This window comes from Streptomyces sp. NPDC086777 (assembly GCF_040702065.1).
Taxonomy (GTDB): domain Bacteria; phylum Actinomycetota; class Actinomycetes; order Streptomycetales; family Streptomycetaceae; genus Streptomyces.
Window position 1 is genome coordinate 16541 of sequence record NZ_JBFBJI010000042.1, and the last position, 20019, is coordinate 36559.

The window sequence follows — 20019 nt, forward strand, 5'->3', positions numbered from 1 at the left end:
CGCGTAGGCCCAGACCGGCTACTCTCGTCCGCGTGAACGCATCTCTTCTTCCGGACGACATCCAGGGCGACCCGCACGCCGCCGCCGACGCGGCCGCCGCCCGCCTGCGCGCGCTCACGGGCGCCGACACCCACGACGTCGCCCTCGTGATGGGCTCCGGCTGGGGCCCGGCCGTCGACGCCCTGGGCGCTCCCGACGCCGAGTTCCAGGTCACCGAGCTGCCCGGCTTCCCGCCGCCGGCCGTCGCGGGGCACGGCGGCAAGATCCGCTCGTACTCCTCCGGTGACAAGCGCGCGCTGGTCTTCCTGGGCCGCACGCACTACTACGAGGGCCGGGGCGTCGCCGCCGTCGCCCACGGCGTCCGCACCGCCGTGGCCGCCGGCTGCAAGACGATCATCCTCACCAACGGCTGCGGCGGCCTGCGCGAGGGCATGCGTCCCGGCCAGCCGGTCCTGATCAGCGACCACATCAACCTGACGGCGACCTCCCCCATCGTCGGCGCCAACTTCGTCGACCTCACCGACCTCTACTCCCCCCGCCTGCGCGCCCTGTGCAAGGAGATCGACCCCAGCCTCGAAGAGGGCGTCTACGCGCAGTTCCCCGGCCCGCACTACGAGACGCCGGCCGAGATCCGCATGGCCCGCGTGATCGGGGCGGACCTGGTGGGCATGTCGACGGTCCTCGAAGCGATCGCTGCGCGCGAGGCGGGCGCCGAAGTCCTGGGCATCTCCCTGGTGACGAACCTCGCCGCGGGTATGACGGGCGAGCCCCTCAACCACGAGGAGGTCCTCCAGGCGGGCCGCGACTCGGCGGCGCGCATGGGCGAACTGCTGACGCAGGTACTGGGCAGGCTCTGAGGACGCCGTCCGGGTTGCCGACCACGGCCCGACGGCGCCTGCGGGCCCGTCGTGGCCGCTCGCGCAGTTCCCCGCGCCCCTTACGGGGCGCTGCACCCACCCACGCCAGAAACGCACCGGGACGCCACAGCCCCCAGCACAAACGGGACGCCGCCCCACGCACAGTCCAGGTGCGACCGGGCCCGGCAGCCACCCACGCCAGAATCGCGACGGCACCGGCAACCGCCCACACCACAAGCGCCACGGGACCGGCGGCCACCCGGGACAGAGATGCGATGGGGACGGGACCGGAAGCCGGGCATCAGGGCGATGGAGTGGGAGGGTGGGGTGGGTAGGTGGGGTGTCGCCGTGGGCGTGAGGGGACGGGGCGGGGAGTTTCCGCCCGCAGTGGCCGGCGTCCGGCATCCCGCACGGCACGAGAGACAGCACCGCCGGTCCGAGGACGGAGACTCCCCGCCCCGGCCCCGACTCACCCACCGCCCGTAGGCGCTACGCGCACCCCCACCGAAGCCGCGGATGCGCCGCAGGCACACCACGAGAGGTTGGACGACGACCGTGCACGACGATCTCATCGCCCGGGCCCGAGCCTGGCAGACCGAGGACCCCGACCCGGAGACCCGCGACGAGCTCGCCAAGCTCATCGACGCCGGTGACCTCACCGAACTGTCGGCCCGCTTCAGCGGCACGCTCCAGTTCGGCACCGCAGGCCTCCGCGGCGAACTCGGCGCCGGCCCCATGCGCATGAACCGCGCCGTCGTCATCCGCGCCGCCGCCGGCCTCGCCGCGTACCTGAAGAACCACGGCCAGGGCACCGGCACCGTCGTCGTCGGCTACGACGCCCGCCACAAGTCCGCCGACTTCGCCCGCGACACCGCCGCGGTCATGACCGGCGCCGGCCTCAAGGCCGTCGTCCTCCCCCGCCCCCTCCCCACCCCCGTCCTCGCGTTCGCCATACGGCACCTCGGCGCGGTCGCCGGCGTGGAGGTCACCGCCAGCCACAACCCGCCCCGCGACAACGGCTACAAGGTCTACCTCGGCGACGGCTCCCAGATCGTCCCGCCCGCGGACGCCGAGATCGCCGCCGAGATCGACGCGATCACCACCCTCCACGACGTCCCCCGCCCCGACACCGGCTGGGAGACCCTGGACGACACGGTCCTGGACGCCTACCTGGCCCGTACCGACGCGGTCCTGGCCGACGGCTCCCCCCGCACCGCCCGCACGGTCTACACGGCCATGCACGGCGTCGGCCGGGACACCCTCCTCGCCGCCTTCGCCCGCGCCGGCTTCCCCACCCCCACCCTCGTCGCCGAACAGGCCGACCCGGACCCGGACTTCCCGACCGTCGCCTTCCCCAACCCGGAAGAGCCCGGCGCGATGGACCTCGCCTTCGCCAAGGCCCGCGAGACCGACCCCGACCTGATCATCGCCAACGACCCGGACGCCGACCGCTGCGCCGCGGCCGTCAAGGACGGCGGCGCATGGCGCATGCTCCGCGGCGACGAGGTCGGCTCCCTCCTCGCCGCCCACCTGGTCCGCCGCGGCGCCACCGGCGTCTTCGCCGAGTCGATCGTCTCCTCCTCGCTCCTCGGCCGCATCGCGGAGAAGGCGAACCTCCCCTACGAGGAGACCCTCACCGGCTTCAAGTGGATCGCCCGCGTCGACGGCCTGCGCTACGGCTACGAGGAGGCCCTCGGCTACTGCGTCGACCCCGACGGCGTCCGCGACAAGGACGGCATCACCGCCGCCCTCCTGATCACCGAGCTGGCCTCGGTCCTCAAGGAGGAGGGCCGTACCCTCCTCGACCTCCTCGACGACCTCGCCGTGGAACACGGCCTGCACGCCACCGACCAGCTCTCGGTCCGCGTCGAGGACCTCTCCGTCATCGCACGGGCGATGCGGACGCTCCGCGAGCACCCCCCGACCGAACTCGCGGGCCTCCCCGTCACCAGGGCCGAGGACCTCACCCGGGGCACCGCCACCCTGCCCCCCACCGACGGTCTCCGCTACACCCTCACCGGCGCCCGGGTCATCGTCCGCCCCAGCGGCACCGAGCCCAAGCTGAAGTGCTATCTGGAGGTCGTCGTCCCCGTGGCCGACCACGACGCACTCCCGGCCGCCCGCGCGCAGGCCGCCGAACTGCTCGCGGCCGTCAAGCGGGACCTCTCCTCGGCAGCCGGCATCTGACACACCGCACGGGGTGCCCCCACCGCCCGGTGGCACCCCGCCGGTCAGCCCGCCGTACGGGACACCCTGGACCGAACCTCTCGGTCGCCCCATGTACGGGTCGGTGGCACCCCATCGGGTGATTTCCCGACGGCAGTTGACGCGGCGCCATGCACCGCCCCGGCGGCCGGGAAACGGTGAGCGGGTAACCCCCGCCGAAACAGCCGTCGTACTGGAGCCGCCGCCGTGTCCTCGACCGCCCCCGACACCGCCCCCCGCGGGCACATCCCGGGCACCCGACGACCCCACCTCCCCACCGCGGCCGTACCCCGCCACGCCCTGCGCCGGGCGGTTCCGGCGCTCGCCGCGTACCTCGCCGTACGCCTCACCGGCCTGATGTTCCTCACCGTCTGGGCGCACCGGCGCCACCACGGCGTGTGGCCGATGCTGGCGACGCAGTGGGACTCCCGCTGGTACCTGGGCATCGCGGACCACGGGTACACCCACGTCCTCGGCACCGCGTACGACCACAACAACCTGGCGTTCTTCCCGCTGTACCCGCTCCTGGTGAAGGCCGTCGCGGTGCTGACCCCGGGCACCCGGGCCAGCACCGGGCTGGCCCTCGCGTGGCTGGCGTCCGTGGTCGCCGCCTGGGGGGTCTTCGCGGTGGGCGACCGGCTGGCCGGCCGCAGGGTCGGCCTCCTGCTCACCGTGCTGTGGGCGGCGTACCCGGTGGGTCTGGTGCAGTGGATGGGCTACACCGAATCCCTGTTCACGGCGTTCGCCGCGTGGACGCTGTACGCGGTGCTGACCGAGCGCTGGCTGTACGCCGCGGCCGGCTCGGTCCTCGCCGGCCTGACCCGGCCGACCGGCATCGCCGTGGCCGCCGCCGTCACCGTCACCGCCCTGTTCTCCCTGCGCGCCCGCTTCTCGCCGCGCGCCCTCACGGCGGCCCTGACGGCACCGCTCGGCTGGTGCGCCTACGTCGGCTGGGTGGGCGTCAGACTCCACCGCTGGGACGGCTACTTCGCCGTACAGCGGATGTGGCACAACGAGCTGGACGGCGGCGCGGAGACCCTGCGCTGGCTGCGGCACCTGTTCGGGCAGGTCTCGCGTCCGGAGCTGTTCCTGGTCGTGGTGAGCCTGACGATACTGGCCTCCGTCGTCCTGTTCGGACTGGCCGCGGCGGACCGGCAGCCGCTCCCGCTGCTCGTCTTCAGCGCGGTCCTGCTGGTGATCGTGGCGGCCAGCGGCGGCGTCTACTTCCCGCGCGCCCGCTTCCTCCTCCCCGGCTTCCCGCTGCTGCTGCCGCTCGCCGGGTATCTCGCCCGCGCCTCGGCACGCGTCCGCGTCCTCGTCCTGACGGCGGCCGTCGCGGGCTCGGCGTACTGCGGCGCGTACATGCTCCTGGTGTGGCCGAGCGCGCCATGAGCGGTCAGCCTCACACCAGGTGACCGGTCCCCGCACCGCCTCGGCCACCCCGGCCACCCGCACCGCCTCGGCCACCCCGGCCGCCCACGCCGCCCCGGCCGCCCCGGCCGCTGCGCCCTCGCCTCGGGATCGGGCACGCGGGTCCGGACCCGCCGATGCCACTCGGCGTCCGCGCCGCCCTGGACGCGGGACGGTGGACGCCGTCACTGCCCGAACCGGCGATGGGCCGGGGCCGGGACCGGTTCGGCGGACCGTGGCGAAGTGCACGGTCCCGTCCGGGAGTTGTGCGAGGAAGGGACGTCCGGCGGGCGGCCGGCGTCTGCCGGAGGCAGGGCGGCAGGGTGCCGCGCCCGAGGTTCGAGGCGGACCGCCGCGGCCGTACCTTGGGCCGGTGGTGAATACGGTGGAGCAGCCGTTCCTGATGCCCGTCGAAGACGTCTTCCGCCTGCGACAGGGCCGGGCGGTCATGGTGACCGGCCGGATCGAACGCGGTCGGGTACGCAGGGGTGACGAGGTGGAGATCGTCGGCTCCGGGGGCGGTACGACCGTCCGGGTGGCGGACATCGACGCGGGCCGGGTACGCGTCGGCGAGGCCGGTGCGGACATGCACGTGGGGATACTGCTGCCGGGCACTGCGGCGGACACGGTGGAGCGGGGCCAGGTACTCGCGGCACCGGGCTCCGTCGGCGCCCACGCCCGCTTCACCGCGGACATCGTCCTGCTGTCCGAGGAACACGGCGGTGCGGACGTGGTGTCCGGTGATCGTCTCCGCTTCCACACCCGCAGCGCCGCGGTGTGGGGCGCTGTCACGCTGCACGGGGTCGACGTGGTGCGGCCCCGCCACGGGGCCGGGGTGACCGTCACCCTCGACGAACCCGTCGCCCTGGAGGTAGCCCAGGCTTTCGCGTTCCGCCATCTCGGGCGGGCCGCCGGCTCCGGCACCGTGACCCGTCTACCGACCTGAGCTCCGGAACGCCGGGCGCCCCGCACACCCCGCCATTTTTGGACTTGCCGGTCCATTTTTCTGGGCGCACAGTGGTCCGCGTCCGACGGGGACCACGTGACACGGAGGGTTGATCATGACCATGCGGCTGAGCGGCAAGAGCGCGCTGGTGACCGGTGCGACCAGCAACATCGGGCGGGCGGTCGCGGAGGCGTTCGCCGTGGAGGGGGCGCACGTCGTCGTCTCGGGGCGGAGTGCGGGGCGTGGGGCGGAGGTGGTCGAGGGGATCCGGGCCAGGGGCGGTCGGGCCGACTTCGTGCGGGCCGACCTGGACGGCAGCGCCGCCGCGTCGCGGGCGCTCGCCGAGGAGGCGACGCGGGTGCTGGGCGGCCGTATCGACGTCCTCGTCAACAACGCGGGCATCTATCCCGCCGACGCGACCCCCGCCACCGACGAGAAGACGTTCGACCAGGTCTACGCCGTGAACGTCAAGGCCCCGTTCTTCCTGACCGCGGCCGTCGCACCCGCCATGGCAAGGGCCGGGGGCGGGACGATCGTCAACCTGGGGTCCTGGATCGCGCGGCTGGGCATCCCCGTCGGCGCGCTGTACAGCTCCACCAAGGGCGCGATGGAGACGCTGACCCGGGCGTGGGCAGCGGAGTTCGGGGCGCAGGGGGTGCGGGTGAACGCGATCTCGCCGGGTGTGGTGCTGGCGGCGGACGCCGAGCACGTCGGGGCCGCCGAGGCGATGATGGCGGGGACCCCGGCCGGCCGGATGGGCACGCCGCAGGAGATCGCGAGCGCGGCGGTGTACCTGGCGGCCGACGAGTCGTCGTTCGTGCACGGGATCGTGCTCGACGTGGACGGCGGCCGTACCACCGCGGCGGTCATCGCGGCGTAGCGGCCGGGGCGGGGTCCAGGTCGCGCCGCAGGTCCGCGATCCCCTGGTCGAGGGCGGCCCGCAGGTGGGCGGAGCGTCCCGTCGACAGCAGGATGGACACCCCGCCCTGGATCGCGGCGAGCAGGGCGGCGGCCCGTGCCTCGACGTCCACGTCCGCATCGTTGCCGGGGCCGGTGCCGGCCCGTACCGCGCGGATGCCCGCGGCGAGGCTGTCCTGCCACTGCCGCAACAGCTCGACCACGATCGCCCGCGCGCCCGGCGTCGACCGGCCGACCTGGAGGAACAGCGATCCGAGCGGACAGGTGTCGCCCTGCGCCTCGTAGCGGGCGACCACCACGTCCCGCCACCGCTGCCAGTCCTCCCAGGATTCGAGGCGGCCGAGATACGGCTGCTGGTCCTCCAGCACCTGCTCCGCCTCGAACCGCGCGACGGCGAGCAGCAGTTCGTCCTTGCCGTCCGGGAAGTAGTGGAAGAGCTGGCTCTTGCTGGTGCCGGTCCTGGCCATGACGTCGTCCAGCGTCACCGTGCCGACGCCCCGTTCCCGGAGCACCTCGGCGGCCCCCTCGACGATCCGGCGCCGGGTGGCCTTCCCCTTGGCCGTCAGCTCCTTGTGGCGCATCGCACCCGCCTCCGTACGGTGGACCGTGCGGTCCACTCTACGCCGGGCTCCGCGGGTTCAGCCGGTGAAGAGCGTGCCGGCCAGGGCCACGCTGACGGCGGTGCCCGCGATGATGCCGCGCAGGGCGTTGCGGCGCCGCAGGTGCAGTCCGACGGTGACCGCGAGCGCGGCGAGGGGCGCGGTGCCGCGGGGCTGGGTCAGCGGCAGGTCGCGCAGGCAGTGGACGAAGAGGATCACCATCACGCCGGCGGGCATCCGGGCGCCGAGGTAGCGCACCGTCCTGCCGGCACGCAGCGAGGCCAGGACGGTGAACGGCAGCGCGCGCAGCGCCCAGGTGACGGCGGCCGAGACGGCGACGGCCAACAGCAGTCAACGGGTGTCAGGCACGGGACGACGCCTCCTTGCGGCTCCGTATCAGCAGCGCGGCGGTGGATGCCGGACCCACCCAACCGCCACCACCGACAGCCCCCCAGGGGCGCGGGGAACTACGCGAGAACCCCCACCGGGCCGCGCCCGGACGCCGACCCTCGCCCCCGCCACGGCCCTACAACACCACCAGCAGGATCGCCAGCAACACCGCCCCCGCCACCACCGGCGCAACCACCTCGTACGCCCACCGCACCGTGACCTCGCCCTGCGCCGACTCCGCCGACTCCCTGCTCTCCAGCATCTCCCGCAGGTCGTCCATGACCTTGTCGGTCTCCGCGCGCATCGGCCCGTCCGCCTGCTCGGCCGAGGCCTGCCCCCCGAACCCTCCGAAGCCGCCGAACCCCCCGAGCCCGCGCCCGGCACCCCCGGCCCCCGGCCCGGTCCGCCCGCGCCGCGCGTCCGCCTGCGACCTCGCCTGCTGCCGCGCCGCCTTCTTGCGGCCCCGCAGGGACACCGGGATCGACCACAGCTGGTACTTCGCGCCGGACTTGACGATCACCTCGTTCGAGAACCCGGACCGCAGCGAGGCGATCTCCCCCCACGGCAGCGTGATCACCCGGAACGGGTTCCGTACCCGCAGCCGGTCCTCGCCCGCGAACACCGCGGGACGCAGGGTGAACGCGACGACCAGCGGCACGACGAGGATGAGCGCGGCGAGGGCCAGCCAGGGGGTGTGGCCGTGCCCCCGGATCAGCGCGTCGATACCGAGCCAGCCGACGATGACGAGAAGCAGTACGCCACCGATCAGCGCCTGGGGCGAGCGGTAGATGCGGTCCTTCACGAGGGGCGTGGTCATGCGCCGATTCTGCCTCAGGCGTGCGCCCGTGCGCGGTGCGGGCTTGGTCACCGTACGCGCGTGCGGGTCGCGGGTGGTCGCCCGCGCGGTCCCCGCGCCCCTCCGGGGGACGGTCCCACCCGCAGGCGAGAAGAACCGCGCCCTCGGGGTGTACAGCTGCTACGCGCGTAGATATGCTCGGCTGGTGACCATGCCCACCACCGCACCCCACGCACTTGCTGACGTCACCGCGTCCGACAGCACGCTGCGCCGCTTCCTCCACGGGCTGCCCGGCGTCGACGCGGTCGGCCTGGAGGCGCGTGCCGCCTCCCTCGGCACCCGTTCCATCAAGACCACCGCGAAGGCGTACGCCATCGACCTCGCCATCTCGATGGTCGACCTGACGACGCTGGAAGGCGCGGACACCCCGGGCAAGGTCCGGGCGCTCGGCGCCAAGGCGGTCCGCCCGGACCCGACGGACCGTACGACCCCCGCCACGGCCGCCGTCTGCGTCTACCCCGACATGGTGGCCACCGCGAAGGACGCCGTCGCCGGCTCGTCCGTCAAGGTCGCCTCCGTCGCCACCGCCTTCCCGGCCGGCCGGGCCGCGCTCGACGTGAAGCTCGCGGACGTGCGGGACGCCGTGAGCGCCGGCGCCGACGAGATCGACATGGTCATCGACCGGGGCGCGTTCCTCGCGGGGAACTACCTGAAGGTGTACGACGAGATCACCGCCGTGAAGGAGGCCTCGGGCGCCGCCCGCCTGAAGGTCATCTTCGAGACCGGCGAGCTGTCGACGTACGACAACATCCGCCGGGCCTCCTGGCTGGGCATGCTCGCGGGCGCCGACTTCATCAAGACGTCGACCGGCAAGGTCGCGGTCAACGCCACCCCGGCCAACACCCTCCTCATGCTGGAGGCGGTGCGCGACTTCCGGGCGCAGACCGGCGTCCAGGTCGGGGTCAAGCCCGCCGGCGGGATCCGGACCAGCAAGGACGCGATCAAGTTCCTCGTTCTCGTCAACGAGACCGCCGGTGCGGACTGGCTGGACAACCACTGGTTCAGGTTCGGCGCCTCCTCGCTCCTGAACGACCTGCTGATGCAGCGTCAGAAGCTGGCCACCGGCCGTTACTCCGGCCCCGACTACGTGACGGTGGACTGATCACCATGGCCAAGGAAAAGATGACCACCGCATTCGAGTACGCACCGGCGCCCGAGTCCCGCTCCGTCGTCGACATCGCGCCCTCCTACGGCCTCTTCATCGACGGCGAGTTCACGGACGCGGCCGACGGCAAGGTCTTCAAGACGGTCAGCCCGTCGACCGAGGAGGTCCTCTCCGAGGTCGCCCGCGCCGGCGCCGAGGACGTGGACCGGGCCGTCAGGGCCGCCCGCAAGGCGTTCGAGAAGTGGTCCGCGCTGCCGGGCTCCGAGCGCGCCAAGTACCTCTTCCGCATCGCCCGCATCATCCAGGAGCGCAGCCGCGAGCTGGCCGTCCTGGAGACCCTGGACAACGGCAAGCCGATCAGGGAGACGCGCGACGCCGACCTCCCCCTGGTCGCCGCGCACTTCTTCTACTACGCGGGCTGGGCCGACAAGCTCGACCACGCCGGCTACGGCGCCGACCCGCGGCCGCTCGGCGTGGCCGGCCAGGTCATCCCCTGGAACTTCCCGCTCCTGATGCTGGCCTGGAAGATCGCCCCGGCGCTCGCCACCGGCAACACGGTGGTCCTCAAGCCCGCCGAGACGACCCCCCTGTCCGCCCTGTTCTTCGCGGACATCTGCCGCCATGCGGGCCTGCCCAAGGGCGTCGTCAACATCCTCCCCGGCTACGGCGACGCGGGCGCGGCGCTGGTCGCCCACCCCGACGTCAACAAGGTCGCCTTCACCGGCTCCACCGCCGTCGGCAAGGAGATCGCGCGGACCGTCGCGGGCACCCGCAAGAAGCTCACCCTCGAACTGGGCGGCAAGGGCGCCAACATCGTCTTCGACGACGCCCCGATCGACCAGGCCGTCGAGGGCATCGTCACCGGCATCTTCTTCAACCAGGGCCAGGTCTGCTGCGCGGGCTCCCGTCTGCTCGTCCAGGAGTCGATCCACGACGAGCTGCTCGACTCCCTCAGGCGCCGGCTGTCCACGCTCCGCCTCGGCGACCCGCTGGACAAGAACACCGACATCGGCGCGATCAACTCCGCGGAGCAGCTGGCCCGCATCACCGCCCTCGCCGACCAGGGCGAGGCGGAGGGCGCCGAGCGCTGGTCCCCGGCGTGCGAGCTCCCCTCCGCCGGCTACTGGTTCGCGCCGACGCTCTTCACCAACGTCACCCAGGCGCACACCATCGCTCGCGACGAGATCTTCGGCCCCGTCCTGTCGGTCCTGACCTTCCGGACGCCCGACGAGGCGGTCGCCAAGGCCAACAACACCCAGTACGGCCTCTCCGCCGGCATCTGGACCGAGAAGGGGTCGCGGATCCTGGCGGTCGCGAACAAGCTGCGCGCCGGCGTCGTCTGGTCCAACACGTTCAACAAGTTCGACCCGACCTCGCCGTTCGGTGGGTACAAGGAGTCGGGCTTCGGCCGCGAGGGCGGCCGCCACGGCCTGGAGGCGTACCTCGATGTCTGAGCGACTCAGTGTGTTCAAGACCTACAAGCTGTACGTCGGCGGGAAGTTCCCGCGTTCCGAGAGCGGCCGGGTGTACGAGGTGACCGACTCGAAGGGCAACTGGCTGGCCAACGCGCCGCAGTCGAGCCGCAAGGACGCCCGGGACGCGGTCGTCGCCGCGCGCAAGGCGTTCGGCGGCTGGTCGGGCGCCACCGCCTACAACCGGGGCCAGGTCCTCTACCGCGTCGCGGAGATGCTGGAGGGCCGCCGCGACCAGTTCGTCCGCGAGGTCGCCGACGCGGAGGGCCTCGGCAAGTCCAAGGCGGCCGCCGTGGTGGACGCGACGATCGACCGCTGGGTCTGGTACGCGGGCTGGACCGACAAGATCGCCCAGGTGGTCGGCGGCGGCAACCCGGTCGCGGGCCCGTTCTTCAACCTCTCCGCCCCGGAGCCGACCGGCGTGGTGGCCGTCCTGGCCCCGCAGGAGTCGTCGTTCCTGGGCCTGGTGTCGGTCGTCGCCCCCGTGATCGCCACGGGCAACACCGCGGTGGTGATCGCGAGCGAGAAGTCCCCGCTCCCGGCCCTCTCGCTGGCCGAGGTGCTGGCCACCTCCGACGTGCCGGGCGGAGTCGTCAACGTCCTCTCCGGCCGTACGGCGGAGATCGCGGCGCCGCTCGCCGCCCACCAGGACGTCAACGCGATCGACCTCGCGGGCGCCGACGAGGTGCTGGCCAAGGAGCTGGAGATCGCGGCGGCCGACAACCTGAAGCGCGTCCTGCGTCCACAGGCTGTGGATTACACCGAGACCCCGGGAACCGAGCGCCTCACGGCGTTCCTGGAGACGAAGACGGTCTGGCACCCGACGGGGGCACTGGGCGCGTCCGGCTCTTCGTACTGACGTGCACCGGAGCGCCCCGCAAGGGGCGCTGGGGCCCCGGCCGAAGGCCAGGGGGAGGAACTGCGGACAAGCCACCGCCGGCCCGCGGTTCCCCACCCCGCTCAGCCCCTTAGGACCTGCCCCACCACCGGCAACGCCCCGACCGACGGGGCCTGCGCCACCGGCCCCGTCAGCGTCTTCGACGTCAGCGGCTTGAAGTCGGCGAGTTGGGTCCCCACCCCGTTGTCCAGCGGGTCGACACCCGTGCCCGCGAGGGGGTTCGGCTTCAGGGCCGCCACCGTCCCCGTCACGTACGGCAGCACCGCGCCCAGCGCCCGCACGCCCGCCTGCGGGTCGACGTGGCCGAGCGAGGTGGGTCGGGTGTGGACCACGTCCGCCGCGGGCCGGGTGTCCGCGGCCGCCGTCGCGGCGCCCGCGCCGAGCGCCACACCCGCCGTGGCAAGGGCGGTGAGAGCACGCCGGGCGGTCGGGGTCGGGGAGGACGCGTGTCGGGACATCGCTGGTGCCACCTTCTCGTACGCAAGGTAATCGTGTCGACACACAGGGTAGTTGAGGTGTGACTCACGCTCCAAAGCCGACCCGCGGGGTCGGCAGGAGGCCCCCCATACGTCAAACTGGTGTTCCGTGAGCATTCATCCCCCGCCCCCCGCCCGCGTCGTGCTGCTGTGCGGCCCCTCGGGCTCGGGCAAGTCACTGGTCGCCGCCCGTTCCGGGCTCCCCGTCCTGCGCCTCGACGACTTCTACAAAGAGGGCGACGACCCGACTCTGCCGCTGGTGGCGGGGAGTTCGGACATCGACTGGGACCACCCGGAGTCCTGGGACGCCCAGGTCGCCGTCGAGGCGATCGGCAAGCTGTGCGCCACGGGAGCGACGCCCGTACCGGTGTACGACATAGCACTGAGCGCCCGCACCGGCGCGGAGACACTCGACATCGGCCGCACCCCGCTGTTCATCGCCGAGGGCATCTTCGCCGCCGAGATCGTGGAGCGCTGCCGCGAACTGGGCCTGCTGGCCGACGCGCTGTGCCTGAGCCGGGGCCCGGTGAAGACGTTCCGGCGCCGGTTCCTGCGCGACCTCAGGGAGGGCCGCAAGTCGGTCCCGTTCCTGCTGCGGCGCGGCTGGCGGCTGATGCGGGCGGAACGCACGATCGTGGCCCGCCAGGTGGCGCTGGGCGCCCGCCCCTGCGACCGGGACGAGGCACTGACCCGGATGGCGGCGGCTGCCGTGGGCCGGCAAGGGACAACGAAGACCACCGCAACCCTCAATTGAGGAACCACGACGGCGCGCAACCACCTCCGCGAGAGCGGCGCCGGTTCAGGCGCGCAGCGGAGTGAAGAAGCGGGACTGGACGGACCCCCCGGCCCTCCAGTCCCGCTTCCCCCGTTGCCCCGCCGAACACCCCCGTGTCCCCCGTGGCGGAGCTCCCCCGTGCTTCCCCCCGGATCCCCCCGGATCCGCTTTCCCCCGTGGGTCCCCCCGGACCCTCCCCCGTGTCCCCGGGTTTCCCCGGGGTCTCCCCCGTCAGGATCCCCCCGGATCCCCAGACCTTCAGGCGACGAGCTCCCCGAAGGCGTCCTCCTCGTCACGGCCGAAGCTGAGGACCTCGTCCTCGCGCAGCCGGCGGAGCGACCGCCAGATGCTGGACTTCACCGTGCCGACACTGATGTCGAGGATCTCCGCGATCTCCGGGTCCGTGCGGCCCTCGTAGTAGCGCAGGACCAGCATGGTGCGCTGGAGTTCGGGGAGCCGGGACAGCGCCTGCCACAGGACCGCGCGCAGCTCGGTGCCGCTCATCGCGTCCGTGTCGCCGGGCGTCTCCGGCAGTTCCTCGGTCGGGTACTCGTTGAGCTTGCGGCGCCGCCAGGCGCTGATGTGCAGGTTGGTCATGGTGCGGCGCAGGTACCCGCCCACGGCCGCCTTGTCGCTGATCCGGTCCCACGCCCGGTACGTCGAGAACAGCGCGCTCTGCAGCAGGTCCTCGGCCTCGTAACGGTCGCCGGTCAGGTGGTAGGCGGTCGCGTACAGGGAGGCGCGGCGCTCCTGGACGTAGGCGGTGAACTCCGCCTCGGTCAGTGAGCGGCGCTCCCCCGTGTCCTCCCTGTAGGCGGATCCCCCGTGTGCTTCCCCCGTGAAGCTGTCAACCACCGTCATGTAGCCGGTGTGCTGACGCCCGGTGCCGCGAGCGCACCCCCGCCCGCTCACGGCACCGGACTTCTCGGAACCCCGGTTCACGTCGTGCAGACGCGTGATCACTGCGCTGGTGCTGTGACCGATCAGCGTGTTCATCTCGCGCCCCCCGTCGTGGACTTCCGGTAGTTCGGCTTGCTCGGGCCGCTCGCCGTGTTCACTCGCTTGCCCGTGCCGAAAAGACTGCCGGGCCACCTTCACGGCCGTATCCGCCGACTGTCACAGACCTGTCACAGGGGTCCGGCACAGAACGTCCACAGAGCGTGCACAGGTGGTGGCGGTACGGAGGTTTGCCGGGAGCTGCACGCCGCACCGGTCGTACGACGGGGCCCGCATGGGCCAGAATGAGCCCGTGCCTTCCCTGTTGCTGATCGAGGACGACGACGCCATCCGCACGGCCCTGGAGCTCTCTCTGACGCGCCAGGGACACCGGGTGGCCACCGCTGCGACCGGTGAGGACGGTCTGAAGCTGTTGCGTGAGCAGCGGCCCGATCTGATCGTCCTCGACGTCATGCTGCCCGGCATCGACGGGTTCGAGGTGTGCCGGCGCATCCGGCGCACGGACCAGCTGCCGATCATTCTGCTGACCGCGCGCAGCGATGACATCGACGTGGTGGTCGGGCTGGAGTCCGGAGCCGACGACTACGTCGTCAAGCCGGTCCAGGGACGGGTGCTCGATGCCCGGATCCGGGCCGTGCTACGGCGCGGGGAGCGGGAGTCCACCGACTCCGCGACCTTCGGCAACGTCGTCATCGACCGCAGCGCGATGACCGTGACGAAGAACGGCGAGGATCTGCAGCTGACGCCGACCGAGCTGCGGCTGCTGCTCGAACTGAGCCGGCGTCCGGGGCAGGCGCTGTCCCGGCAGCAGCTGCTGCGGCTGGTCTGGGAGCACGACTACCTCGGTGACTCCCGCCTGGTGGACGCGTGCGTTCAGCGGCTGCGCGCCAAGGTGGAGGACGTGCCCTCGTCCCCGACCCTGATCCGTACCGTGCGCGGTGTCGGCTACCGCCTGGACGCCCCTCAGTGACGGACGTGCAGGGGGGGTTCCGCGGCTGGGCCGCGGATCGCAGGGGAGCCATGTCCCGGCTGCGCTTCACCAGTCTGCGGCTGCGGCTCGTCGTCGTCTTCGGGCTCGTCGCGCTGACCGCCGCCGTGTCCGCGTCCGGCATCGCGTACTGGCTCAACCGCGAGGCCGTGCTCACCCGTACCCAGGACGCGGTGCTGCGCGACTTCCAGCAGGAGATGCAGAACCGCGCCGGGGCGCTGCCCGTGCACCCGACGCAGGACGAACTGCAGCGCACGGCCGGGCAGATGGCCGGCAGCAGCCAGCGGTTCAGCGTGCTGCTGGTCGGCCAGGACAGCAACGGCAAGACCGTGTACGGCAGTTCGGACGGGCTCAGCGCGTTCGCGCTGGACGACGTGCCGACCTCGCTGCGCAAGGCCGTCGACAAGCAGCAGAAGGTGACCGACAGCAACAAGTCGGCGTACCACCTGTACTGGCAGCGGGTCGTCGACCACGGCACGCCGTATCTCGTCGCGGGCACCCGCCTGATCGGCGGCGGCCCGACCGGCTACATGATGAAGTCCCTGGAGCCGGAGGCGAAGGACCTCAACTCGCTGGCCTGGTCGCTGGGGATCGCCACCGGGCTCGCCCTCATCGGGTCGGCGCTGCTGGCGCAGGCCGCCGCCACGACCGTGCTGAAGCCGGTGCACCGGCTCGGGGTCGCCGCCCGGCGGCTCGGCGAGGGCAAGCTGGACACCCGGCTGCGGGTCTCCGGGACGGACGAACTCGCGGACCTGTCGAGGACGTTCAACGACGCGGCCGAGGCGCTGGAGAAGCGGGTCGACGACATGGCCGCGCGGGACGACGCCTCGCGGCGGTTCGTCGCGGACATGAGCCACGAACTGCGCACCCCGCTCACCGCGATCACCGCCGTGACGGAGATCCTGGAGGAGGAGCTGGAGGCGGAGTCCGGGTCGATGGACCCGATGATCGAGCCCGCCGTCCGGCTGGTCGTCAGCGAGACGCGCCGCCTCAACGACCTCGTCGAGAACCTGATGGAGGTCACCCGCTTCGACGCCGGTACGGCCCGTCTCGTCCTCGACGACGTCGACATCGCCGACCAGATCACCGCCTGCATCGACGCCCGCGCCTGGCTGGACGCGGTGGACCTGGACGCCGAGCGCGGCATCCACGCCCGCCTCGACCCGCGCCGCCTCGACGTCATCCTCGCCAACCTGATCGGCAACGCGCTCAAGCACGGCGGGTCGCCGGTGCGGGTGTCGGTGCGGATGGACCGGGAAGAAGGCGCTGAACTGGTCGTCGCCGTACGGGACCACGGTCCGGGCATCCCGGAGGACGTGCTGCCGCACGTCTTCGACCGGTTCTACAAGGCCAGCGCCTCCCGGCCGCGCTCCGAGGGCAGCGGCCTGGGCCTGTCCATCGCCACCGAGAACGCCCGCATCCACGGCGGCTCGATCACCGCCGCGAACTCCCCCGAGGGCGGCGCGGTGTTCACCCTCCGGCTGCCCCGGGACGCCTCCCGGCTGACGGAGGAGAGCAAGGACACCGGGCAGCCCGGGGAAGCCGGGAACACCGGGGACACCGGGGACACCGGGGAGAAGGACGCCTGATGCACGTAAGAGGACTGGCGGCACGGCGGCACGGCGGGCCGTTGCTGGCCGTCGCCGGGCTGGCGCTGGCGCTCTCCGGGTGCGGGATCCGGGCCACCGAGGTGCCGACCGACTTCGGCGGGGCGCCCTCGCGGGTGCCGTGCTCGATGACCCAGCCGGACCTGTCGGCGCAGGACGAGCGCGGGGTGCCGGTGCAGGTGTTCCTGCTGTGCGGTTCGTCGCTGGTGACCGTCGACCGCCAGGTGCGGGTGCCGGACGGGTCGGCGGACGCCAAGCGGCGGGTCATCGTCGCCCAGGGGCTGCTCGACCAGCTCGCCGAGACGCCGTCGGCCGCCGAGAAGGAGGCGGGCTACACGACGTACGTGCGGGGCGGGATGAGCGTGTGGGGGCCGCGGGCCGGGGATCCCGACGACACGCTGCGGCTGAGCACGTCGCCGCCGCAGCTGACGGCGTACGCACTCGCCCAGATCGTGTGCACGCTGTCCGACTCGGCGGCCGCCGAGGGGGACGGTTCGGTGATCCTGGGCGGGCCGGGCAGGGAGCCGCTGCGGCGGTACGAGTGCACGGACGCGGTACGCAACGCACCGGCCGGAAACCGCCCACCGTCCACCGAGGTCCCCTCCAGCTGACAACCGGCGCCCCGTCGGCGGCGCGAGGGACAGCGCCCCGTCAGGGGCGCTGGGGTCCCCCCCCCGGCCGAAGGCTGGGGAGGGAACTGCGCGACCAGCCACGACGGCGCCGCGGTCGGTCGACGGCATGCCGCGGCACTGCCGATGGGGCGCCGAGTGGGGTACCGCCCGAGGCCGTGCGGCCGGTGCGGGTCGTGGACGGTTGCTCGCGCGGGTTCCGCGCCCCTGACGGGGCGGCGTGTGGCCGAGGCCTCATCGCTGTATCCGGAACCGATCGTGTGCGCGGGCGCGTCTACGGGGGCGTGCAGCGTCAAGGCTCCATCGGCGGCAGCGCCGCGATCCGCGTCCGTGTGGCAGGGGGTGTCCTCCTTGCCGCACATCTCGTGTTCGTCGCCTGGCTGATGCTGCGGCCGCTGGACGTGCCCTGGGTGATGCCCGCCAACCTGCACCCTCTCGCCGGTATCCGCGCCGACCTGGTGCTCGGCCCGCGTGAGGCGGCGCACCGCATCGGTGAGGGGTTCGCGCTGCTCGCGCCGCTGGGTGTGCTGCTGCCGATGACGCACGGCAGGCTCCGGGTCTCCCCGCTCGCCTCCCTGACCAGTTCGGCCGCCGCGGGCGCGCTGATCTCCACGGGCATAGCCCTGTTGCAGACCGGGGTGCCGGGCCGGGTGGTGGACGTCGACTCGATCCTGCTCAACACGGCGGGTGTGGTGATCGCCCATCTGGCGGTGGTGCCGGCGGCCCGCGCCCGGCTCCGCCGACGGGGTGAGCGACGGCGGCCCGCCGCCCTCCCCCAGGAGGAAGCCGCTCAGGGTCGTACCCCGACGATTCCCAGGGTCGGGATCGCCCCGTAGAGCGACGCTTCGACCCGGTTCGTCTCCGTAGTGTCGTGGGTGGACGAACGAGGGGCCGCAAGGGCCGCCTCGCACCGGACGCTCACGAAGGAGCCGCAGATGTCCAGCCTCGCCCGCCCCACCCATGGCCGCATGATCGGCGGAGTGTGCGCCGCGCTGGCCCGGCGCTTCGGCACCTCCGCGACCACCATGCGGGTGATCTTCCTGCTGTCCTGCCTGCTGCCGGGGCCGCAGTTCCTGCTCTACATAGCGCTGTGGATCCTCCTCCCCTCCGAGGAGAAGGCCTCCACCGCCTGGTGACCGCGTGGTACGGCAACGCCGTTGGGGCGCCCCGGACGTTTCCGGGGCGCCCCAACGGCATTGCCGATCGGCCGGGGAGAGGTCAGCCGAGCGGAATCCCGTTCACCGGCAGGCCGTGCGTGGGCAGGCCCTGCACCGGCAGGCCGCCGAGGAGGCCGGCGACGGGCTTGGTCGGGCCGCCGGCGAGCACCTGCCTGACGGCCGGCTGGACGGCGGTCAGTCCGGCACCGAGGGCGCTCTGCCCCTGCGCCACGGCCTCGCCGGCGCCCGGCAGCGCCTTGGAGACGTTCTCGGCCGGCAGCGTCTTGGTGACGGTGTCCAGGGCCTGGGAGTCCGGGACGGCCGGGGCCGCGTTGGCCGCGCCCGCGCCGACAGCGGCGAAGGCGGCACCGAGGGCGGCGACACCGAGGGTCTTGGCAGCAGACTGCTTCATCGTCAATGCGTCCTTGGAATACGGAGACGGGGATCGATAACACGCTGAGCGGTCCCCGACCGTAAACATGCCGGACTGTCGGCCGCAAACACCGAAATGCGGACGGCCGGTGAAGGCCCGTCCGCATTCCGCACCCCGCCAGGAGGCCCGATCAGCCCTCCGGGTCGGCAGAACCGCTGGTGGAGGCGGTCTGCCGGAACAGCCATTCGGATTTCAGCTCCGCATACCCGGGCTTCACAACGTCATTGATCATGGCAAGTCGTTCATCGAAAGGAATGAACGCTGATTTCATCGCATTGACGGAGAACCACTGCATGTCGTCGAGCGTGTAACCGAACGCCTCGACGAGATGCTCGAATTCCCGGCTCATGCTGGTCCCGGACATCAGCCGATTGTCGGTGTTCACGGTGGCCCGGAAGTGCAGCCGGCGCAGCAGCCCGATCGGGTGCCCCGTGTAGGAGTCGGCGGCGCCGGTCTGGAGGTTGGAGCTGGGGCACAGCTCCAGCGGGATCCGCTTGTCGCGGACGTACGAGGCGAGCCGGCCGAGCTTGACCGTGCCGTCCTCGTGGACCTGGATGTCGTCGATGATCCGCACGCCGTGCCCGAGCCGGTCGGCGCCGCACCACTGCAGCGCCTGCCAGATGGACGGCAGCCCGAAGGCCTCCCCGGCGTGGATGGTGAAGTGGTTGTTCTCGCGCTTGAGGTACTCGAAGGCGTCCAGGTGCCGGGTGGGCGGGTAGCCCGCCTCGGCGCCGGCGATGTCGAAGCCGACGACGCCCAGGTCCCGGTAGCGGTTGGCGAGCTCGGCGATCTCCAGGGAGCGGGCCGCGTGCCGCATGGCGGTGAGCAGGGCGCCGACCCGGATCCGCCGGCCGTTCTCCCGCGCCAGGGCCTCGCCCTGCCGGAAGCCCTCGTTGACGGCCTCGACGACGTCTTCGAGGCTGAGCCCCCGCTCCAGGTGTTGTTCGGGGGCGTACCGCACCTCGGCGTAGACGACGCCGTCCTCGGCGAGGTCCTCGGCGCACTCGCGGGCGACCCGGATCAGGGCGTCCCGGGTCTGCATGACACCGACGGTGTGCGAGAACGTCTCCAGGTACCGCTCCAGCGAACCGGAGTCGGCGGCCTCGCGGAACCAGGCGCCGAGCTTGTCCGGGTCGGTCTCGGGGAGACCGGCATACCCGGTCTCCCGGGCGAGGTCGGCGACGGTGCCCGGACGCAGGCCGCCGTCGAGGTGGTCGTGCAGCAGAACCTTCGGCGCCCGGCGGATCTGGTCCGGCGTCGGGGTGTTCGCGGTGCTCTGGCTCGTCATTTCCGCACTGTAACTCCTACGCGCGTAGATGTCCGGGTACTCGGAGAATTCCG

General features: G+C 72.6%; 21 protein-coding genes. 14 read left to right on the top strand and 7 right to left on the bottom strand.

Features of this window, described 5'->3' with window-relative positions; genetic code table 11:
• Nucleotides 1-32 precede the first annotated feature (32 nt).
• The 5 genes from AB0472_RS38180 (at nt 33) to AB0472_RS38200 (ending at nt 6298) form a co-directional block, all read left to right on the top strand.
• The gene (locus AB0472_RS38180; RefSeq protein ID WP_366363639.1) at nt 33-857 is read left to right on the top strand and encodes a purine-nucleoside phosphorylase; all 825 of its coding nucleotides are present in this window, start codon (nt 33-35) and stop codon (nt 855-857) included.
• Between the two features lie 555 nt (nt 858-1412).
• Nucleotides 1413-3044: a phospho-sugar mutase gene (locus AB0472_RS38185; protein WP_366363641.1), complete on the top strand. Its 1632-nt coding sequence runs from the start codon at nt 1413-1415 to the stop codon at nt 3042-3044.
• Nucleotides 3045-3269: 225 nt separating this feature from the next.
• Nucleotides 3270-4454 (top strand): hypothetical protein, encoded by a 1185-nt coding sequence (locus AB0472_RS38190; RefSeq protein ID WP_366363643.1) that lies wholly within the window; start codon nt 3270-3272, stop codon nt 4452-4454.
• Nucleotides 4455-4845: 391 nt separating this feature from the next.
• Nucleotides 4846-5418, top strand: coding sequence for an EF-Tu/IF-2/RF-3 family GTPase (locus tag AB0472_RS38195; protein ID WP_366363645.1), 573 nt, complete (start codon nt 4846-4848; stop codon nt 5416-5418).
• Nucleotides 5419-5533: 115 nt separating this feature from the next.
• Nucleotides 5534-6298, top strand: coding sequence for an SDR family oxidoreductase (locus tag AB0472_RS38200; protein WP_366363647.1), 765 nt, complete (start codon nt 5534-5536; stop codon nt 6296-6298).
• Here AB0472_RS38200 and AB0472_RS38205 read toward each other — a convergent pair.
• The 3 genes from AB0472_RS38205 to AB0472_RS38215 form a co-directional block, all read right to left on the bottom strand.
• Entirely contained in the window at nt 6285-6917 is a 633-nt protein-coding gene (locus AB0472_RS38205; RefSeq protein ID WP_366363649.1) for a TetR/AcrR family transcriptional regulator, read from the bottom strand. The two genes, AB0472_RS38200 and AB0472_RS38205, sit on opposite strands and share 14 nt — an antisense overlap.
• A 57-nt stretch (nt 6918-6974) precedes the next feature.
• A complete protein-coding gene (locus AB0472_RS38210) occupies nt 6975-7286 on the bottom strand; it encodes an AzlD domain-containing protein (RefSeq protein ID WP_366363748.1) in 312 nt (103 codons plus the stop codon).
• Nucleotides 7287-7461: 175 nt separating this feature from the next.
• On the bottom strand, nt 7462-8142 hold the full coding sequence (locus tag AB0472_RS38215) for a PH domain-containing protein (RefSeq protein WP_366363651.1): 681 nt from the start codon (nt 8140-8142) through the stop codon (nt 7462-7464).
• Between the two features lie 190 nt (nt 8143-8332).
• On the opposite strand from AB0472_RS38215, the gene deoC reads away from it, so the two are divergent.
• The 3 genes from deoC to AB0472_RS38230 are packed head-to-tail and all read left to right on the top strand — an operon-like array spanning nt 8333 to nt 11617.
• On the top strand, nt 8333-9283 hold the full coding sequence (gene deoC / locus AB0472_RS38220) for a deoxyribose-phosphate aldolase (RefSeq protein ID WP_366363749.1): 951 nt from the start codon (nt 8333-8335) through the stop codon (nt 9281-9283).
• A gap of 20 nt (nt 9284-9303) precedes the next feature.
• Nucleotides 9304-10740 carry an aldehyde dehydrogenase family protein gene (locus AB0472_RS38225; protein ID WP_366363653.1) on the top strand — a complete coding sequence of 479 codons (1437 nt, stop codon included), beginning with the start codon at nt 9304-9306 and terminating at the stop codon, nt 10738-10740.
• Entirely contained in the window at nt 10733-11617 is an 885-nt protein-coding gene (locus tag AB0472_RS38230; RefSeq protein ID WP_366363655.1) for an aldehyde dehydrogenase family protein, read from the top strand. The genes AB0472_RS38225 and AB0472_RS38230 overlap by 8 nt, the downstream gene beginning before the upstream one ends.
• A 101-nt stretch (nt 11618-11718) precedes the next feature.
• Here the strand turns inward: AB0472_RS38230 and AB0472_RS38235 are convergent, their stop codons facing one another.
• Nucleotides 11719-12114 carry a hypothetical protein gene (locus tag AB0472_RS38235; RefSeq protein ID WP_366363657.1) on the bottom strand — a complete coding sequence of 132 codons (396 nt, stop codon included), beginning with the start codon at nt 12112-12114 and terminating at the stop codon, nt 11719-11721.
• Between the two features lie 127 nt (nt 12115-12241).
• Here AB0472_RS38235 and AB0472_RS38240 point away from each other — a divergent pair, with 127 nt between their 5' ends.
• Nucleotides 12242-12886 carry a uridine kinase gene (locus AB0472_RS38240; RefSeq protein ID WP_366363659.1) on the top strand — a complete coding sequence of 215 codons (645 nt, stop codon included), beginning with the start codon at nt 12242-12244 and terminating at the stop codon, nt 12884-12886.
• Nucleotides 12887-13165: 279 nt separating this feature from the next.
• Here AB0472_RS38240 and AB0472_RS38245 read toward each other — a convergent pair whose 3' ends face one another.
• Nucleotides 13166-13903 carry a SigE family RNA polymerase sigma factor gene (locus tag AB0472_RS38245; RefSeq protein ID WP_366363661.1) on the bottom strand — a complete coding sequence of 246 codons (738 nt, stop codon included), beginning with the start codon at nt 13901-13903 and terminating at the stop codon, nt 13166-13168.
• Between the two features lie 253 nt (nt 13904-14156).
• Between AB0472_RS38245 and afsQ1 the strand changes: the two genes are divergently transcribed.
• From afsQ1 to AB0472_RS38270, 5 genes are all read left to right on the top strand, one after another.
• Complete coding sequence (gene afsQ1, locus AB0472_RS38250; protein ID WP_177232965.1) at nt 14157-14834, top strand: two-component system response regulator AfsQ1; 678 nt, start codon at nt 14157-14159, stop codon at nt 14832-14834.
• Nucleotides 14835-14884: 50 nt separating this feature from the next.
• The gene (locus AB0472_RS38255) at nt 14885-16441 is read left to right on the top strand and encodes a HAMP domain-containing sensor histidine kinase (RefSeq protein ID WP_366363663.1); all 1557 of its coding nucleotides are present in this window, start codon (nt 14885-14887) and stop codon (nt 16439-16441) included.
• Nucleotides 16441-17070, top strand: coding sequence for a hypothetical protein (locus tag AB0472_RS38260; protein ID WP_366363665.1), 630 nt, complete (start codon nt 16441-16443; stop codon nt 17068-17070). The genes AB0472_RS38255 and AB0472_RS38260 overlap by 1 nt, the downstream gene beginning before the upstream one ends.
• Nucleotides 17071-17372: 302 nt before the next feature.
• Nucleotides 17373-17924 carry a VanZ family protein gene (locus AB0472_RS38265; protein ID WP_366363667.1) on the top strand — a complete coding sequence of 184 codons (552 nt, stop codon included), beginning with the start codon at nt 17373-17375 and terminating at the stop codon, nt 17922-17924.
• 99 nt (nt 17925-18023) lie between these two features.
• Nucleotides 18024-18224, top strand: a complete 201-nt coding sequence (locus tag AB0472_RS38270; RefSeq protein ID WP_181805292.1) for a PspC domain-containing protein — start codon at nt 18024-18026, stop codon at nt 18222-18224.
• An 82-nt stretch (nt 18225-18306) separates the two neighbouring features.
• On the opposite strand, the gene AB0472_RS38275 is transcribed toward AB0472_RS38270, so the two are convergent.
• Both AB0472_RS38275 and AB0472_RS38280 read right to left on the bottom strand, forming a co-directional pair.
• Nucleotides 18307-18657: an ATP-binding protein gene (locus AB0472_RS38275; protein WP_366363669.1), complete on the bottom strand. Its 351-nt coding sequence runs from the start codon at nt 18655-18657 to the stop codon at nt 18307-18309.
• 151 nt (nt 18658-18808) lie between these two features.
• Complete coding sequence (locus AB0472_RS38280) at nt 18809-19966, bottom strand: adenosine deaminase (protein WP_366363671.1); 1158 nt, start codon at nt 19964-19966, stop codon at nt 18809-18811.
• Nucleotides 19967-20019 lie beyond the last annotated feature (53 nt).

Coding starts and splice junctions, on each gene's coding strand:
- AB0472_RS38245 (WP_366363661.1), bottom strand. CDS start 13,903: ATGAACACGCTGATCGGTCACAGCACCAGCGCAGTGATCACGCGTCTG.
- AB0472_RS38275 (WP_366363669.1), bottom strand. CDS start 18,657: ATGAAGCAGTCTGCTGCCAAGACCCTCGGTGTCGCCGCCCTCGGTGCC.
- AB0472_RS38225 (WP_366363653.1), top strand. CDS start 9,304: ATGACCACCGCATTCGAGTACGCACCGGCGCCCGAGTCCCGCTCCGTC.
- AB0472_RS38260 (WP_366363665.1), top strand. CDS start 16,441: ATGCACGTAAGAGGACTGGCGGCACGGCGGCACGGCGGGCCGTTGCTG.
- AB0472_RS38255 (WP_366363663.1), top strand. CDS start 14,885: ATGTCCCGGCTGCGCTTCACCAGTCTGCGGCTGCGGCTCGTCGTCGTC.
- AB0472_RS38200 (WP_366363647.1), top strand. CDS start 5,534: ATGACCATGCGGCTGAGCGGCAAGAGCGCGCTGGTGACCGGTGCGACC.
- deoC (WP_366363749.1), top strand. CDS start 8,333: ATGCCCACCACCGCACCCCACGCACTTGCTGACGTCACCGCGTCCGAC.
- AB0472_RS38230 (WP_366363655.1), top strand. CDS start 10,733: ATGTCTGAGCGACTCAGTGTGTTCAAGACCTACAAGCTGTACGTCGGC.
- AB0472_RS38205 (WP_366363649.1), bottom strand. CDS start 6,917: ATGCGCCACAAGGAGCTGACGGCCAAGGGGAAGGCCACCCGGCGCCGG.
- AB0472_RS38235 (WP_366363657.1), bottom strand. CDS start 12,114: ATGTCCCGACACGCGTCCTCCCCGACCCCGACCGCCCGGCGTGCTCTC.
- AB0472_RS38270 (WP_181805292.1), top strand. CDS start 18,024: ATGTCCAGCCTCGCCCGCCCCACCCATGGCCGCATGATCGGCGGAGTG.
- AB0472_RS38215 (WP_366363651.1), bottom strand. CDS start 8,142: ATGACCACGCCCCTCGTGAAGGACCGCATCTACCGCTCGCCCCAGGCG.
- AB0472_RS38280 (WP_366363671.1), bottom strand. CDS start 19,966: ATGACGAGCCAGAGCACCGCGAACACCCCGACGCCGGACCAGATCCGC.